We start from the raw sequence: 16,282 nt of genomic DNA, 5'->3' as shown, positions 1-16,282 counted from the left end.
ATAACAGAGGGCAGTGATGAAAACAGCGGTATGGGTAGTGGTGTATTTCGTGCTGTTGTTGCTGAGACATCTGTTCGGCGGCTACCGCCATCTCATGACGCTGCACGACTCAGTTGCCCACTCAAGCGTCGCGATAGCTTTCGCTAATCGCATGTACTGGTGCAATATTTGCCGCTACCAGCGACTGCGATCAGGAAAGTCTTTTTCATTGAGTTTGTTCTTTTATGTGAATTGTTCGCACATCACTCCCCGCATACACTTTGCAGGTATGACGGTTTGGCCGTGGTTCCGATTCTGCAATGCCGCCGTTGGCTAAATTAAAATCCATATGCCCGGATACGGACGCGTTTAGCGTAGCGGGGGAGCCGTCAACCGAGAGGATCATGCAATCCGCATCTATTTCTACGGTGTGCTCGCCAATTTTGTACAGTCGACCAGCGGGCTGGCCATCGTCGGCCATTGCGAACGTAATACCTGCCGCCACTATGGCGGCTATCAGTAAAGTCTTTTTCATAATCTTGCCATTAGCACAAAGGAAATTGTTAATGATGGTCAATTATTGACCTTGACGTACAATAATTTTCGATATCCAAACTAACCCCCTATAGTGTGACATGCAAGATAGCTGCTCTCCAGGACATGCCAAATGAGTGGAAAGATCAGTACCGTAAGGGAGAGCGACGGAGGACTTTACTTTTGCTGCGGGATAAGCGTCCAGCGGATGGTTTCCATCAGAAGTTGATAGTGCACAGACGGGCTTTTATCCAGCCGCAAACCCTTCTCCCAGCATTCATCCGAAAATTTTTCCGCTTCATTACCGTTACGCTCTATAGGCAGTGGAAAAAAGAGCGCGTATGGTATCTGGACACACTATAGCACCCTCGCGGATCAATGATGGAGTCGCATAAACAGGAACTATTGTTTTTTACAGATGATAAAAATATTCAAATCTGGCATGAACCAGGCATCAACAACCTGAAATTAATACTGAATAGGGAACAGGGATTATGAGTTTTTTTCTTAAATCATTAGCCGCAGGTGTTTTTACGATAGCCAGCTTCAGTGTTGGGGCTACAACTGCTCCTGTTTTAGACACAACGCCACAGATGGCCTATGAGGATATCTCTCGCTCCTTAACTGAATTGCAGCCGATTACGTTTCAGTCTGGAGTGGAAAAATATAAAATATTAGTTTTTGTAGATAATCAATGTGTTTATTGCAGCTATGTTGTAAAAAACATCAAGAAATACACTGATGCAGGGCTGACTATGTCATTTCTGACGGTGGTTCCATCATCCATCAAAGACTCAGTCATTGAAGATATGGGACGAGTATGGTGTGCATCAGATCGTCAGAAAAGTTTTCAAAATGCGATGGCCGGTTTTTTGCCAGACAATGATAGCTCAGAAAAATGTAAAAATCTGGTGATTAAACAATCTGAACTTGCTGATAGACTGGGCGTTACAGTAACTCCTGCTATGGTAGTGCTGGAGCCGTCTGTGCATACTTTCCTGGGTAGTGTTTCTCCAGATAAAATTCTCTCTGAACTCCAGTAAAAGGACTAAGCGAATGGTTACCTGGAGATAAAAACTGGAGTTTCACATGAATTTAAGAGCGTTCTCAGCCCCCATACTCACCCTGGTGCTACTTATAACAGCCTGTTCAAACCATACTCAAAAAACAAACGTCAGGGTAATGCCCGGCAACGATAAATCAGCGGAAGTTGATGATCTTTTAGGTAACCTAGGGTCTCCAACATTTCCCCCGGAGCATTCAAAAATAGTCGTATATGCAGCACAAATACGGAATGCCATTGTTGCCGAAATGTACGAACCCGATGCGTATAAAGGAAAAACCTGCTCTATTCGTATCTATCTTCAGCCTGATGGTTCAGTGAACAGTGCGACAGCAAAAGAGGGTGATGCAAAATTGTGTAAAGCAGCCATTTCAGCGATTACACGAGCGAAAATACCCGCCGCACCAGATAACGAAACATATCAGAGGGTCAAAAATGCCGCTCTTGATTTCAGACTATAGAAATGAAGTTTGAGGTGGTTATTGAGGAAATGCCCTATTGTGATCTATCCGTAATCCGTTTTTTCATCGCAAAGGTCGGGTTGTTGCAGCGACACTGATATGTCGCTGCAAGCTTTGCGATCTCAATGTAATTGACTGATATTTAACATAAAACGCATTAAGCGCACTAATACTGTAATGGCTCAATAGTAATGTCCGCCTGTGGCTCAATTCAGATGTCCGCGCTATGGTAAGCTTCACTGGTCCGTTTAAACTACCGGGAGGCATATCATGAGCGCAGAAAGCTCAGGAGTGTTTACTTTGAAAGAGATCAACCGGATCAAGATTATACAGGACGTCATTGAACGTCGCATCACAACGCGCCGTGCGGCCGAGCACCTCGGTATCAGCGACAGGCAATGCCGCAGACTTCTTGCCCGTTACCGTGAAGGCGGACCGCTTGGTATGGCCAGCAGACGATGTGGCATGCGTGGTAACCGCCAGTTGCCACCCGGGCTCGCAGATCAGGCTCTGGAACTGATCAAGACGCGTTATGCTGATTTCGGTCCGACTCTGGCGCGTGAAAAGCTCGAAGAACTCCACGGACTGTTTCTTGGCAAAGAAACTGTCCGGCGCATCATGGTGCGGGCTGGCTTATGGGTTCCCCGTAAACAACGTGCCGCAAGGATCCCTCAACCACGGTACCGGCGTCCGTGTACTGGTGAGCTGATACAAATAGATGGCTGTGATCACGACTGGTTTGAAGGCCGTGGCCCGGCCTGCACCGCGCTGGTCTATGTTGATGATGCAACCAGCAAACTGATGGAACTGTTGTTTGTTAAATCGGAGTCCACGTTTTCTTACTTCGAAGCCACGCGGCGCTATATCGATAAGCATGGTAAACCGCTGGCACTGTACAGCGATAAAGCCGGTGTTTTTCGTGTTAACAATAAACACGCCACAGGCGGAGACGGGCATACTCAGTTTGGGCGAGCCATGCATGAACTGAACATCCAGACTATCTGTGCAGAAACCAGTCCCGCCAAAGGGCGTGTAGAACGAGCTCACCTCACTTTACAGGATCGTCTGGTCAAAGAGCTGCGGTTACAGGGCATTTGTTCAATGGAGGCTGCAAATGACTTCGCTGAGGCCTATATGGCTGACTATAACCGCCGTTTTGGCAAAGTACCGCGACATGATTTTGACGTACACCGTGCTGTAGAACATGATGAGGACCTGGGGCTTATTTTCACTGTTCGTGAAAAACGTAAAGTCTCAAAATCGTTGACGATACAATATGATAAAATGTTGTACCTGATTGAAGACAGCGAACTGAGTCGCCGTGCAATAGGTAAATATATCGATGTGTATCACTATCCTGATGGCAGAAAAGAGCTGCGCCTGAACGGTACGCTACTTCCCTACTCTACCTACGACCGACTGTCAGAAATCGACCAGGGCGCGATTGTCGATAACAAGCGTCTTGGCCGAACCCTGGAGTTTATCAGTCTGGTGCAGAGCAAGCGGGATAACACGCGCTCTCAGTCAATTCCCGCTGGAGATGGCCCTTCCCGACGACGGCCAAAGCAGGAAGGGAAGAAATCCCAGCGCTCACTGGATAATGATGACATGCTCGAAGCACTCAAACAGCTTCAGTCACGTTCAGAGGACATTTTTGGTAAAAGAGCCCGCTGATGGTACTCACTGGCCGGACAGTGGTTGCTCACCAGTTGATATTGTCCGGCCAGACCCATGATGTATTATTCATTTCGTTCAGCATCTTTATGTCCTGCTTTTCACGGGCATACTTACCCCATAATGAATGAAAAGAACGAACAATACTGATTAACTGCTTTTTTCTTTGCTCCGGAGATAGGCTGATAAAATAGCAGCACCTGCTGTCAATATTATCCTCAATGAAATTAAAATCAGAGTCTGATGCATATTTTACTGTTAGCATAATATCATTCGACGTTGTTCTCTCAGACTCTGTTAATGCTGATTCTATCAGGTATTCAAAGGCATACATGACAGACAGCTGGTTTTTGTCTGTCTGAATATAACCCATTGAGTTTCTGAGTATTGAGGACTGTACCAGGACCAGAGGCCATAAAAGCTCAACACCATAAAGCTTATATGTATCATGTTGATCATACTGATGTTGCTCAACACGACGATTACCTTCCCGTGCTTTACGAATATCATAGGCAAGGGATAACATAAATCCGTCTTTAACTTTAATCAGTGGGCTTTCATCCACGATGTAATGAATGAGTTCATGTAATTCATTCAGGGCTTCTGAATCTCCCCACAGTATAAAACCTGCATTGTTCGGCGTTAACTCGTATCGAAGCATGGGCTCAATCATCCTGTTGTTTCAGTCGGAGGAAAGTCTATCAGTAAAGAGAATGAGAGATCAAAGTGGTCATTTTAATTGAGCTGGATAACGGACATTTCAATTGAGCCTTGACAAATACTGTCAGCACAAAGCGTTATTGTCGTCTCAGCACAATTCACACGCGTCGTGTACGCTAAGCCTTCATTTTGCTCAGCACAGGACCGCGATCTTATGTTGGTGACTATGACAGACAAAGAACTTTACCGGCTTGGCATCATTCAGCGAGTATTTGACCGGGCTTTGCTTCAGCGCGACGCAGCAGACATACTTAAGCTCAGTGTTCGTCAGGTGCAGCGTCTTGTGCGTCTGTACCGGACAGATGGCGCAACCGCATTTGCATCTTCCCGCCGTGGACGTCCTGCAAACAACCGGATCGATGAAGAAACACGCTGTAAAGCCCTGGATTTGATCCGGTGCCACTATTCAGATTTTGGCCCAACGCTCGCAACCGAAAAACTGGCTGAACGCCATCATATATATCTCTCCGTTGAAACCATCCGTAACTGGATGACAGCCGACGGTCTCTGGCGTCCTCATTCCCGCCGGCGAACCCGGGTTTACCAGCCGCGCTATCGTCGCGACTGTCTCGGCGAACTGGTTCAGATCGATGGCTCTCACCATGACTGGTTCGAAGGAAGAGCCCCAAAATGCTGTCTTCTGGTCTTCATGGATGACGCCACAGGTCGCCTGATGCACCTGCGATTCTGTGATTCAGAAAACGCGTTTGACTACATGATGGCTACCCGGCAATACATTGATAAACATGGTAAACCTGTCGCATTTTACAGCGACAAGCATGCGGTGTTCAGGGTCAGCGGAGCCGAAAGTCGACGTACTGGCACAACCCAGTTCGGACGGGCTCTCCGGGAACTGGCGATCGAATTGATTTGTGCCAACAGCAGCCAGGCAAAAGGTCGCGTGGAACGGGTAAATAAAACGCTCCAGGATCGCCTGATTAAAGAGATGCGCCTGCAGAACATCAGCTCGGTTGCTGAAGCCAATCAGTGGATTGAACATTTCATGTCTGATTTTAACCGTCGTTTCTCCCGGCCGGCAAAATACCCTAAAGATCTGCACCGTGCGGTCACACAGAGTCCACTGGAGCTGAATGATATCTTCGCCTGGCAGGAGCTACGGACCTTATCGAAAGCACTGACTTTTCAGTATGATAAAGTCATGTATATCATTGAACCCACCGAACAAAATACGCGCATAGCAGGTGAAAAAATTACCGTTTATGATTACCCTGACGGAAGCATTACTTTCCGGCATCAGCACCGGCCACTGGGTTATAAGATTTTCGATAAACTGACCTGCGTTGATCAGGGTAAGCGTCGTCTCAGCACCGTCTGGCAGATCCTGAAATTCCTGAGAGGATAGTGGACACCAAATATGGTGGACACTATCCATGAAATCATTAACCACAGTGCGTAAAAAAAGCCCTAATTATCCCGTTGAGTTCAAAATCAAAATGGTTGAACTCTCGCATCGACCAGATATCTCCGTAGCGCAACTCGCTCGTGAGCATGGGATCAACGATAATCTGCTGTTCAAGTGGCGCCAGTACTGGCGCGAAGGAAAACTACGCCCTCCTTCAACAACAGAAAACAGCGTGCCTGAGCTGCTCCCCATAACACTTGATGCCGAAGATCTTGTTCCTACAACCTCCTCCCGGTCACAACCTGTAGCTGCTGCGACATCTGAATCACTCAATATCAGCTGTGAAGTGACGTTCCGGCATGGCTCACTCCGTCTGAATGGTGCCATCAGCGAAAATATCCTGAACCTGCTGATACGGGAGCTCAAACGTTGATCCCATTACCATCAGGGACAAAGATCTGGCTCGTCGCTGGCATCACCGATATGAGAAACGGCTTCAACGGCCTGGCGGCAAAGGTGCAGACGACGCTGAAAGACGATCCGATGTCAGGTCACGTTTTTATCTTCCGTGGGCGTAATGGCAGTCAGGTAAAGCTCCTCTGGTCTACCGGCGATGGACTGTGTCTACTGACCAAACGGCTGGAGCGCGGCCGCTTCGCCTGGCCGTCGGCCCGCGATGGCAAAGTGTTCCTGACCCCGGCACAGCTGGCGATGCTGATGGAAGGTATCGACTGGCGACAACCTAAACGGCTGCTGACATCCCTGACCATGCTGTAAATCTCTTTATCCTGGTTGTTGCTGAATAAGCCTGGTAAAATACGGGCTTATGAACGACACCTCTTCTGACGAAATCCTTCTGCTGAAACAGCGCCTGGCCGAACAGGAAGCGCTGAACCGTGCCTTGCTGGAGAAACTGGCCGGTCGTGAACGCGAAATAGACCACCTGCAGGCGCAGCTGGATAAACTCCGCCGGATGAACTTCGGCAGCCGTTCCGAAAAAGTATCCCGTCGTACCGCACAGATGGAAGCTGACCTGAAGGCGCTTCAGAAAGAAAGCGATACGCTGACCGGTCGGGTGGATGACCCGGCAGTGCAGCGCCCGCTGCGTCAGACCCGCACCCGCAAACCGTTCCCGGAGTCACTTCCTCGTGACGAAAAGCGACTGCTGCCTGCGGAGTCGTGCTGCCCTGACTGCGGCGGTTCACTGAGCTATCTGGGCGAAAATACCGCCGAACAGCTGGAGCTGGTGCGCAGCGCCTTCCGGGTTATCCGGACAGTACGTGAAAAGCATGCCTGCACTCAGTGCGATGCCATCGTGCAGGCCCCGGCGCCTTCGCGGCCCATCGAGCGGGGGATCGCCGGACCGGGGCTGCTGGCCCGCGTGCTGACCTCGAAGTATGCAGAGCACACGCCGCTATATCGGCAGTCAGAGATATACGGCCGGCAGGGTGTGGAGCTGAGCCGCTCACTGCTGTCGGGCTGGGTGGATGCATGTTGCCGGCTGCTGTCCCCGCTGGAAGAGGCGCTTCAGGGCTATGTCCTGACCGACGGCAAACTCCATGCCGATGACACCCCGGTCCAGGTGCTGTTGCCGGGCAATAAGAAGACGAAAACCGGACGGTTGTGGACGTATGTTCGTGACGACCGCAACGCCGGTTCAGCGCTGGCACCGGCGGTCTGGTTCGCCTACAGCCCGGACAGAAAAGGCATCCATCCGCAGACCCATCTTGCCGGCTTCAGCGGTGTGCTGCAGGCGGATGCGTACGCCGGGTTCAACGAGCTGTACCGCAATGGCCGGATAACTGAAGCAGCCTGCTGGGCTCATGCCCGCCGAAAGATCCACGATGTGCACGTCCGCACCCCGTCAGCGCTGACGGAAGACGCCCTGAAGCGTATCGGCGAGCTGTACGCCATAGAGGCGGATATAAGGGGAATGCCGGCGGAGCAGCGGCTTGCTGAACGTCAGCGAAAAACGAAACCGCTGTTGAAATGCCTGGAAAGCTGGCTGCGTGAAAAGATGAAAACGCTGTCGCGACACTCAGAGCTGGCAAAAGCGTTCGCGTACGCACTTAACCAGTGGCTGGCACTGACGTACTATGTGGACGATGGCTGGGCAGAAGCAGACAATAATATCGCTGAAAATGCCCTGCGGACGGTCAGTCTGGGTCGTAAAAACTTCCTGTTCTTCGGCTCTGACCATGGTGGTGAGCGGGGAGCGCTGCTGTACAGCCTGATCGGGACGTGCAAACTGAACGGCGTGGATCCAGAAAGCTACCTTCGCCATGTGCTTGACGTCATAGCTGACTGGCCGGTCAACCGGGTCAGTGAACTGCTACCCTGGCGCATCACACTGCCAACTGAATAACACCTCCCCGTCAATACGGCTCTCGCTGTACGCTTACTGATCAGGGGGCGGTTGTTGATAACAAACGACTGGGTGCCGTTCTGAGGCTGGCACAGCAGAAACAGGACGAGCTGGAGGCTGAAGGAAAGCGAATGCGCAGTACAAAAATGCCCCGCAGGCGCGCTCAGGAGCGTGCACTGGAAGAACTCAGGGCGATCAACCCGGTGCTGGCCAGTCCGCAGGATTATATCCCCAGCCTGAAGCGATGAGCCCTTCCCTCACCTGCGGATCTGATATGGCCGACAGATGAGAGAAAAATGGACGACAACAAACCAGTGCTCCTGACACTTCACGAAGCGCTACGCCTGGATTTGATTGAAGCCTATATGGGGCACTGTTGCAAAGTTAGCGATGAGGCAGCCTTTTGTCTTATTCAAAGGCCTTACATTTCAAAAACTCTGCTTACCAGGCGCATTTCGCCCAGGGGATCACCATAATAAAATGCTGAGGCCTGGCCTTTGCGTAGTGCACGCATCACCTCAATACCTTTGATGGTGGCGTAAGCCGTCTTCATGGATTTAAATCCCAGCGTGGCGCCGATTATCCGTTTCAGTTTGCCATGATCGCATTCAATCACGTTGTTCCGGTACTTAATCTGTCGGTGTTCAACGTCAGACGGGCACCGGCCTTCGCGTTTGAGCAGAGCAAGCGCGGGACCATAGGCGGGCGCTTTATCCGTGTTGATGAATCGCGGGATCTGCCACTTCTTCACGTTGTTGAGGATTTTACCCAGAAACCGGTATGCAGCTTTGCTGTTACGACGGGAGGAGAGATAAAAATCGACAGTGCGGCCCCGGCTGTCGACGGCCCGGTACAGATACGCCCAGCGGCCATTGACCTTCACGTAGGTTTCATCCATGTGCCACGGGCAAAGATCGGAAGGGTTACGCCAGTACCAGCGCAGCCGTTTTTCCATTTCAGGCGCATAACGCTGAACCCAGCGGTAAATCGTGGAGTGATCGACATTCACTCCGCGTTCAGCCAGCATCTCCTGCAGCTCACGGTAACTGATGCCGTATTTGCAGTACCAGCGTACGGCCCACAGAATGATGTCACGCTGAAAATGCCGGCCTTTGAATGGGTTCATGTGCAGCTCCATCAGCAAAAGGGGATGATAAGTTTATCACCACCGACTATTTGCAACAGTGCCGATCCTGCTACCCGCAGCCTCGACTCTGACAAGGCTGATTGGCGAAGTACGCGAACGGGCAAGTCGACGATTATGGCGAAGGCTGGCTTTGTTGCCTGACAGCTGGCAGAAAACACAACTGGACGGTTTACTTGAAATACCTGAAGGGCAGCGTATATCGGTGCTGGAGGAGATGCGAAAAGGTCCTGTCACTATCAGTGGGCCGTCATTTACAGACGCCCTGGAGCGATATACCCGACTGCGTAGCATGGAGTTTTCCCGGTTGAATTTCTCCGGTCTGCCTGCCATCCAGCTGCGGAATTTGGCCCGTTATGCCGGAATGGCTTCGGTGAAATACATTTCAAGAATGCCTGACGAACGGCGACTGGCCGTGCTTACTGCGTTTGTGAAAGCACAGGAAATTTCGGCGCTTGACGAGGCCGTGGATGTGCTGGATATGCTTATTCTGGATATCACGCGTTCTGCAAAAAATATCGGGCAGAAAAAGCGGCTCAGGACCCTGAAAGATCTTGATCGTGCCGCGCTATTACTGGCACGGGCATGCACGTTATTACTTGATGAGAACACCGATGAAGCAGCTCTGCGGCAGGCTATTTTTCGCCGCATACCAAAGGACAAACTGGCTGAATCCGTCGGCAAGGTAAATGAGCTGGCGCGCCCGCAAGATACTCAGTTTCAGGATGAAATGGTGGAACAATATGGACGGGTGAAGCGTTTCCTGTCCGCGATGTTGCGTGACTTACACTTTCAGGCCGCCCCGGCCGGGGAGCTCACGTTGTCAGCAATCCATTATCTGGCCGAACTGAGTGGCTCAAAAAAGCGAATTCTCGACGATGCACCAGAGCAAATCATTTCCGGCCCATGGAAACGTCTGGTCTACGACAGAGATGGTAGGATTCTACGAGCGGGTTACTCGCTGTGTCTTCTCGAGCGCCTTCAAGATTCTTTGCGCCGTCGTGATCTCTGGCTGGAGAACAGTGATCGGTGGGGGGACCCGCGTCAAAAATTGCTTCAGGGAGCTGAATGGCAGGCACAACGCATCCCGGTATGTCGGGCGCTGGGTCATCCATCAGACGGAACTAAAGCAGCAGAACAACTGGCTACGCGGCTTGATGACACATGGAAATCAGTGGCTTCACGTTTTGCCTGCAACGCAGCGGTCAGCATAAGCAATGAAGGTAAGCATCCCTCACTGACGATTAGCAGTCTGGATAAACTGGATGAGCCACCGGCACTGATACAATTGAATCGTCGGGTAAGAGAATTGATCCCTCCGGTTGATCTGACGGAGCTGTTGCTTGAAATAGATGCCCGAACCGGTTTTACCCGCGAATTCAGCCACGTCAGTGAATCAGGTGCTCGGGCGCAGGATCTCCAGGTCAGTCTGTGCGCAACACTGCTGGCAGAAGCCTGCAATATAGGGCATGAACCCCTGATAAAGCATAATATTCCCGCGCTTACTCGCCATCGTCTGAGCTGGGTTAAACAAAATTATCTCAGGGCAGAAACGCTGGTCACCGCTAATGCACGGCTGGTTGATTTTCAGTCCACGCTGCCGCTCGCGGGGTACTGGGGAGGTGGTGAGGTTGCCTCCGCAGATGGTATGCGTTTTGTCACACCGGTTAAAACGGTTAATTCCGGACCAAATCGTAAATACTTTGGTTCAGGACGCGGTATCACCTGGTACAACTTCGTCTCCGATCAATACTCCGGTTTCCATGGCATTGTAGTTCCCGGGACGCTTCGTGATTCCATCTTTGTACTGGAAGGGCTTCTGGAGCAGCAGACCGGGCTGAATCCGGTAGAAATTATGACGGACACGGCAGGATCCAGCGATATCATTTTTGGCCTGTTCTGGTTACTGGGCTACCAGTTTTCCCCTCGTCTGGCCGATGCAGGCGGGGCGATATTCTGGCGGGCAGATAAAACGGCACATTATGGTGCCCTGAATGAGCTGGCCCGGGGATGTGTTGAACTGTCAAAAATAGAATCCCAATGGGATGAAATGATGCGAATGGCGGGCTCACTGAAGCTTGGGACCATCCATGCATCAGAGCTTATTCGTTCACTGTTGAGAAGTAGCCGACCATCTGGTCTGGCTCAGGCGATTATGGAAGTGGGCCGGGTCAACAAGACGTTGTATCTTCTCAACTATATCGATGATGAGGATTACCGGCGTCGGATCCTCACTCAGCTCAACCGGGGAGAAGGACGCCATGCAGTGGCTCGAGCCATTTGCTACGGACAACGTGGTGAGATTAGAAAACGCTACCGTGAAGGGCAGGAAGATCAACTCGGTGCTCTGGGTCTGGTGACCAATGCGGTTGTGCTGTGGAATACACTTTACATGCAGGAGGCGTTGTCACATCTTCGCAAATCGGGGGAAACACCTGAAGAGGAGCATCTGGCAAGATTATCGCCGCTGATACATGGCCATATAAATATGCTGGGACATTATACGTTTTCGTTACCGGAAGATATTCTGAAGGGCGAGTTAAGACCATTAAATTTGAATACAAACAATGAATTAACCTCTTAGCGTGGTTTTTTACATCATTGGACCTCGAACCCCAATTCCAGCAGAAAAGCATGCATTTGATTGGTTGTTTTTACCTTATCCTGAACCAGGGATTCACGGACACGATGCAGAGCCCGCATTGCCTGCTGAGATTCCGTTCTGGGCTGCACAAAACGCATAGACGGACGCGATGCAGCTTCACAAATAGCTTCGGCGTCGACAAAGTCGTTTTGGCTATTTGCATTCTAGGGTTGGAATTCATCCATTCTAACCCTAGACTCTTAGTCGGACAAAAAGCTGCTTCTGGTTGGATTTTTCTGTTTTTCACCACCCTGCGAGAATCTAACATTGGTTGGATTCTCAGACGCGCCCTCTCTCGCGTTAATCCAACTCTCCACCTTCTGCCTGCTTCAACAATGTCGGAATGTGCGGCCCATACTCGACCTTGCCTCGTCCTGCTCGAATACCACTGCCAACCTTGCGGGCTTCTTTGGAGTACAACGTCTTTGCACGGATGATGTCATAGCTGTAACCCCGACCTAACCGGTTGGACATCTTGATCAAGCCGTTGAGCCCTTCGGTATAGCCATTGGTGATTGAGAACGGCGCATCCCAGTAGGCAAAGATGTCGTCGTAATGGTTGTGTACCGTTTTCACCAGTTTTTTGAAAGGCTCCATGCCATAAGGCGGCAGGCTGTTCTCCCAAGCCTCAAAGGCGTTCTGAGCGCTCTGTTTGTCGGGTTCGTCGTAGATGCAGAAGAAGGCTTCCTTGAAGTCATAGGCCACGGCAAGTTCTGGGATCGCCTGCTTTACAACCTCCAGCGCCTTTTGCTCCGCGGGCGTCAGGTTGCCGGGCCGCTTCAGGGTGAGCCAGCGAATGGACTTTTTGACATAAATCCGATCTTCTTTGCTTAACTGTGCCTGATAGTTCTTGCGCTCCTCTTCCAGGGCTTCAGAGGCCATCTTGACGACATGGAACTTGTCGATCACCAGTTTGGCGTTGGGCAGATACTGAGCAAAGGAACGCTTGAAGGGTCGCCACATATCCGTACAGACCCATTCCACTTTGTCAGCATCCGGCAAATCCTTGAAGAAGGGCTTCAGGTGCTCTTGAGTACGATGCTCCAACATATCAAAGACGTTGTTGGTTGCCAGATTGGTGATTACACAGCGATACCCGCCGGCAAGGTTCACTTCGTCGATACCCATGATGACCGGGGTTTCGTAACGAACGGTTTGGGAGAGTTCCTCAATGAGATCGTGAGCGATGTTCTTGACGGTGTTCACCGCCACACCGGTTTGCTCGGCTAAAGCATGGAAGGTGGTTCCCAGGCACTGTTGCCGAATAACATCGATCAGCCGTTTGGTGGCTCGGCGTTTATTATCCAGAAAACTCAACTCCGGCATGGACATTTTTCCGCACGACTCACAGCGAAAGCGCGGGCGCTGAACTTCAAGGCGGACCGGCTCCATGTACAACGGCGTGTCCATGAACTTGTTTTTGCGCGTACCGTGTCTGTGCATAGGGGTGTTGCAGTCCCCACATAACGGCACCTCGACCGTTACCGGCTCAGCAACTATCACAAGGCACTTGCTTTCGTGGCGCATATCGACCGGCTTGATGCCTGGCAGATTCAGCAGGTCAAGCATAGGCTTAATCCATATCCAGGTCGATGTCTTTGCCTTCGCGCAGCAGGTCATACACCATATCAACCAATGCGGTCATGCCCTGACGGTCAGACTTGAGCACCTGGGTTGCCAGCTTCTGATGACTGGACAAAGCACGAACAACCGCTTGCTGAACAGCACCGGGGAGGTTGCCTTTCATAGCCTGCTCACGGGTGTTGCTTTCCACCTGAGCCATGACGACATCGCTTTCACCGGTAATCGCTGAAATCTGATTAACGAAAGCCACCTGATCCTGGATCGGCGTCGCCTCACCAAACAGGCTGTTGAGCCTCTCGATAATTTCTTTGACGAATTTAGGCTTGTCGCCTACCGCGCCACCACCGCCTGCACCTGCTGGTTGCAATACCGGGGTTTTGCCTTCGTCTTCTACGTCATCGGGTCGAGCATTGATGTCAAAGCCAGTAAGCACCAGGCCTGTCAAGTCCACGGTTTCCGGTGCTTCGTGCTGAAGGCGCTTTTGCAGCAGCTTGGCGAAAGCGGCAAAGTTTTCCAACTCCGGATCGCCAAAATCAATCAGTTGGGCGATATAGGAATAGGTACGGCAGAAGCGCCCCAGGTCCGACTTGAAGCCCATCAACGCCTTGATTTGCTCGGCATACTCATCCTGGTGGTGATCGGCAGACTTCATGCCCGCCTCGTCACCCTTGGCGCGGGCCTTCTCAAACGCTGCTTCCCAGGTTGCCATGCCATCGCGCAGCATTTTCATCTTGTCGTTATACAAGGCCGTCGCTCCAGCCGTAGCGGCATACAGCGCCTTGTGCTGCGGCGATTTAGTATGAGTGATGTCGCGGATGGTCTTGAAGCGGGCTTCCTTGAACGCGGCCAAATCCTTCTCGTCGTAAAGGCCGTGCTCGTCCAGTCGCTCCTTGATCTCGTAGACCACATTGAGGTCTTGCACTTCGCCGATGTGAGCGCCCTTGTCATAGGTGGCAAAGGCCTTGCGCACGTTCTCCGGGTCGTTCACGAAGTCGATGATAAAGACCTCATCCTTCCCTGGTGCCGTCCGGTTCAGGCGGGCGAAGGTCTGCACAATCTCCACATGGTTGGCGATTTTCTTGTCCACATACATGGCGACCAGTTTCGGCTGGTCAAAGCCGGTCTGGAACTTGTCGGCCACCAACATCACCCGGTATTCCGGGCGGTCAAAGGCAAAGCGCAAATCCTGCCCGTGGACATCCGGGTTCATGCTCTGCTCGGTGAACTCCTCGTTCTCATCGACGATAAACACATCGTCCTTGAACTCGCCGTCATCCTGGTGCATCACCTGCTTACCGGTCATCTTGCCGGAGAAGGCCACCAGTGAATGAATAAAGCCGTACTCGCTGTGCTGCTCGATATAGCGGTCAAACGCCTTCTTGTAGCGAATGGCAGCGGCGCGGGAGCTGGTCACGACCATCGCCTTTGCCTTGCCATCCAGCCGGTGGGCGACGTTCTTGGTAAAGTGCTCAACGATAAACTGCACCTTCTGGGTCACATTGGTAGGGTGCAATGACATCCACTGTGCCAGGGCGCGTTTGGCGGCCTTGCCGCTCACCCGCTTGCTGTCTTCAAGCTGCTTGGAAAGATTGAAGGCCGTTTTGTAGGGTACATAGCCGTTCAACACATCGAGAATGAATTTCTCCTCAATGGCCTGGCGCATGGTGTACAGGTGGAAGGCTTGTGGCGGGTTATCGTCCGAGGCCGGTTGGCTTGTATCTGCCGGGCGACCGAACAGCATCAAAGTGGAGTGCTTGGGCGTGCCGGTAAAGGCGAAGTAGCTGATATTCTCCGGGCGGGCGCGGGACTTTTGCAGTTGCTCCAGCAGTTCATCCACCGTCATGGTGGACATCTTGCCTTGTCCGCTCATTCCCAGCGCGGCTTGCAGCTTAGCGGCGGTAGAGCCTGTCTGCGAGTTATGCGCCTCATCAATGATCACAGCAAAGTTTTTCCCTTTCAGGGCCTTGTCAGTGATGATGGCTTCCATCGCGTAAGGGAAGGTCTGGATCGTGACCACAACAATCGGCGTGCCAGACAACAAGGCCTCCGAGAGCTGCTTGCTCTTGGACTTGGATGACTTCTGCCGGTCAATGGCGGCGATTACCCCAAACTGATGGTCAATCTGCTTCACCGCGTCCTGAAGCTGGCCGTCCAGCACATTACGGTCGGTGACAATGATCACGCTGTTAAATACCGCGTCGCCGTTATCTTCGCGCAGTTTCACCAAGTCATGAGCCGTCCAGGAAATGGTGCTGGTCTTGCCGGAACCGGCGCTGTGGTCACACAGGTAGGTCATGCCTGCGCCGTTTTCGCGGGCATCGGCCAGCATCTGGTTCACTGCCGTCCATTGGTGGAAGCGCGGGAAAATCAGGGTTTCTTTCTTCGACCAGTTGCCCTGAATATCCACCACGTCCTTTTTCTCGACGTAGACAAAGCTATGGAAAATCCGCAGCCAGGCATCCGGTTCGCAGACCTCCTCCCAGAAGTAGGCTACAGGGTATTCCTGAGTACCATCGGCCTTAATCTCACCTGGCGGGTTACCCGCATGTACCGTGCCGCTTTCGTCCTTGCGCCCCTTATTGAACGGCAGGAAAAAGGTGTTTTCTCCATCCAGCTTGGTCGCCATCATGATTTCAGAGTCGGACATGGCGAAATGCACCACCGCCCCACGCTTGAAGGTCAGCAGCGGTTCCCTGCGTTTGGTCTTGGCGTCATACGGTCGGCGATTATTGCGGTACTGATCCATGGCCG

Annotated in this window: 11 protein-coding genes and 4 pseudogenes; 9 read left to right on the top strand and 6 right to left on the bottom strand. The window is 51.8% G+C overall.

Annotated features, from left to right (window positions below; all coding sequences use genetic code 11):
• Positions 1-205: 205 nt before the first annotated feature.
• Positions 206-556 (bottom strand): hypothetical protein, encoded by a 351-nt coding sequence (locus A1WC_RS0125450; RefSeq protein WP_167878626.1) that lies wholly within the window; start codon positions 554-556, stop codon positions 206-208.
• 451 nt (positions 557-1,007) lie between these two features.
• Here A1WC_RS0125450 and A1WC_RS26960 point away from each other — a divergent pair, with 451 nt between their 5' ends.
• The 3 genes from A1WC_RS26960 to A1WC_RS00260 all read left to right on the top strand — a co-directional run bounded on the left by A1WC_RS26960 (position 1,008) and on the right by A1WC_RS00260 (position 3,711).
• A complete protein-coding gene (locus tag A1WC_RS26960; protein WP_001567366.1) occupies positions 1,008-1,556 on the top strand; it encodes a thioredoxin fold domain-containing protein in 549 nt (182 codons plus the stop codon).
• Between the two features lie 46 nt (positions 1,557-1,602).
• Positions 1,603-2,037: a cell envelope integrity protein TolA gene (gene tolA, locus A1WC_RS26955; protein ID WP_001567367.1), complete on the top strand. Its 435-nt coding sequence runs from the start codon at positions 1,603-1,605 to the stop codon at positions 2,035-2,037.
• Between the two features lie 270 nt (positions 2,038-2,307).
• Entirely contained in the window at positions 2,308-3,711 is a 1,404-nt protein-coding gene (locus A1WC_RS00260) for an ISNCY-like element ISKpn21 family transposase (protein WP_001567368.1), read from the top strand.
• A gap of 28 nt (positions 3,712-3,739) precedes the next feature.
• On the opposite strand, the gene A1WC_RS00265 is transcribed toward A1WC_RS00260, so the two are convergent.
• The gene (locus A1WC_RS00265) at positions 3,740-4,372 is read right to left on the bottom strand and encodes a DUF6904 family protein (protein WP_001567369.1); all 633 of its coding nucleotides are present in this window, start codon (positions 4,370-4,372) and stop codon (positions 3,740-3,742) included.
• Positions 4,373-4,597: 225 nt separating this feature from the next.
• Between A1WC_RS00265 and A1WC_RS00270 the strand changes: the two are divergent.
• From A1WC_RS00270 to A1WC_RS28355, 5 genes and pseudogenes are all read left to right on the top strand, one after another.
• Positions 4,598-5,773: pseudogene (locus A1WC_RS00270) on the top strand (ISNCY family transposase); the annotation flags it as partial.
• 49 nt (positions 5,774-5,822) lie between these two features.
• On the top strand, positions 5,823-6,227 hold the full coding sequence (gene tnpA / locus A1WC_RS26950) for an IS66-like element accessory protein TnpA (protein WP_001567371.1): 405 nt from the start codon (positions 5,823-5,825) through the stop codon (positions 6,225-6,227).
• Complete coding sequence (gene tnpB / locus A1WC_RS00275) at positions 6,224-6,571, top strand: IS66 family insertion sequence element accessory protein TnpB (protein ID WP_001567372.1); 348 nt, start codon at positions 6,224-6,226, stop codon at positions 6,569-6,571. The genes tnpA and tnpB overlap by 4 nt, the downstream gene beginning before the upstream one ends.
• Positions 6,572-6,620: 49 nt before the next feature.
• Positions 6,621-8,159, top strand: coding sequence for an IS66 family transposase (tnpC, locus tag A1WC_RS00280; protein WP_014386538.1), 1,539 nt, complete (start codon positions 6,621-6,623; stop codon positions 8,157-8,159).
• A gap of 38 nt (positions 8,160-8,197) precedes the next feature.
• Positions 8,198-8,407: pseudogene (locus A1WC_RS28355) on the top strand (ISNCY family transposase); the annotation flags it as partial.
• A gap of 173 nt (positions 8,408-8,580) precedes the next feature.
• On the opposite strand, the gene A1WC_RS00285 reads toward A1WC_RS28355, so the two are convergent.
• Positions 8,581-9,285, bottom strand: a complete 705-nt coding sequence (locus A1WC_RS00285) for an IS6-like element IS26 family transposase (protein ID WP_016162063.1) — start codon at positions 9,283-9,285, stop codon at positions 8,581-8,583.
• 64 nt (positions 9,286-9,349) lie between these two features.
• On the opposite strand from A1WC_RS00285, the pseudogene A1WC_RS00290 reads away from it, so the two are divergent.
• Positions 9,350-11,887 (top strand): annotated as a pseudogene (locus A1WC_RS00290) (Tn3 family transposase); the annotation flags it as partial.
• A 20-nt stretch (positions 11,888-11,907) separates the two neighbouring features.
• On the opposite strand, the pseudogene A1WC_RS26940 reads toward A1WC_RS00290, so the two are convergent.
• The 3 genes and pseudogenes from A1WC_RS26940 to A1WC_RS00300 form a co-directional block, all read right to left on the bottom strand.
• Positions 11,908-12,105, bottom strand: a pseudogene (locus A1WC_RS26940) (IS110 family transposase); the annotation flags it as partial.
• Between the two features lie 142 nt (positions 12,106-12,247).
• Positions 12,248-13,516, bottom strand: coding sequence for an ISL3 family transposase (locus tag A1WC_RS00295; RefSeq protein ID WP_016162061.1), 1,269 nt, complete (start codon positions 13,514-13,516; stop codon positions 12,248-12,250).
• 4 nt (positions 13,517-13,520) lie between these two features.
• Positions 13,521-16,282 (bottom strand): type I restriction enzyme subunit R domain-containing protein (locus A1WC_RS00300; RefSeq protein WP_016162060.1); only part of this gene is annotated, 2,762 nt, incomplete at its 5' end.

Source organism: Klebsiella sp. KTE92 (genome assembly GCF_000398905.1).
GTDB lineage: Bacteria > Pseudomonadota > Gammaproteobacteria > Enterobacterales > Enterobacteriaceae > Klebsiella > Klebsiella variicola.
The sequence above is the reverse complement of the archived record's forward strand: the minus strand, read 5'-3'. Positions and strand labels throughout refer to the sequence as shown.

What these genes read in the sequence shown, in the direction of transcription:
- A1WC_RS26960 (WP_001567366.1), top strand. Translation starts at nt 1,008, where the DNA reads ATGAGTTTTTTTCTTAAATCATTAGCCGCAGGTGTTTTTACGATAGCC.
- tolA (WP_001567367.1), top strand. Translation starts at nt 1,603, where the DNA reads ATGAATTTAAGAGCGTTCTCAGCCCCCATACTCACCCTGGTGCTACTT.
- A1WC_RS00260 (WP_001567368.1), top strand. Translation starts at nt 2,308, where the DNA reads ATGAGCGCAGAAAGCTCAGGAGTGTTTACTTTGAAAGAGATCAACCGG.
- A1WC_RS00265 (WP_001567369.1), bottom strand. Translation starts at nt 4,372, where the DNA reads ATGCTTCGATACGAGTTAACGCCGAACAATGCAGGTTTTATACTGTGG.
- tnpA (WP_001567371.1), top strand. Translation starts at nt 5,823, where the DNA reads ATGAAATCATTAACCACAGTGCGTAAAAAAAGCCCTAATTATCCCGTT.
- tnpC (WP_014386538.1), top strand. Translation starts at nt 6,621, where the DNA reads ATGAACGACACCTCTTCTGACGAAATCCTTCTGCTGAAACAGCGCCTG.
- A1WC_RS00285 (WP_016162063.1), bottom strand. Translation starts at nt 9,285, where the DNA reads ATGAACCCATTCAAAGGCCGGCATTTTCAGCGTGACATCATTCTGTGG.
- A1WC_RS00295 (WP_016162061.1), bottom strand. Translation starts at nt 13,516, where the DNA reads ATGCTTGACCTGCTGAATCTGCCAGGCATCAAGCCGGTCGATATGCGC.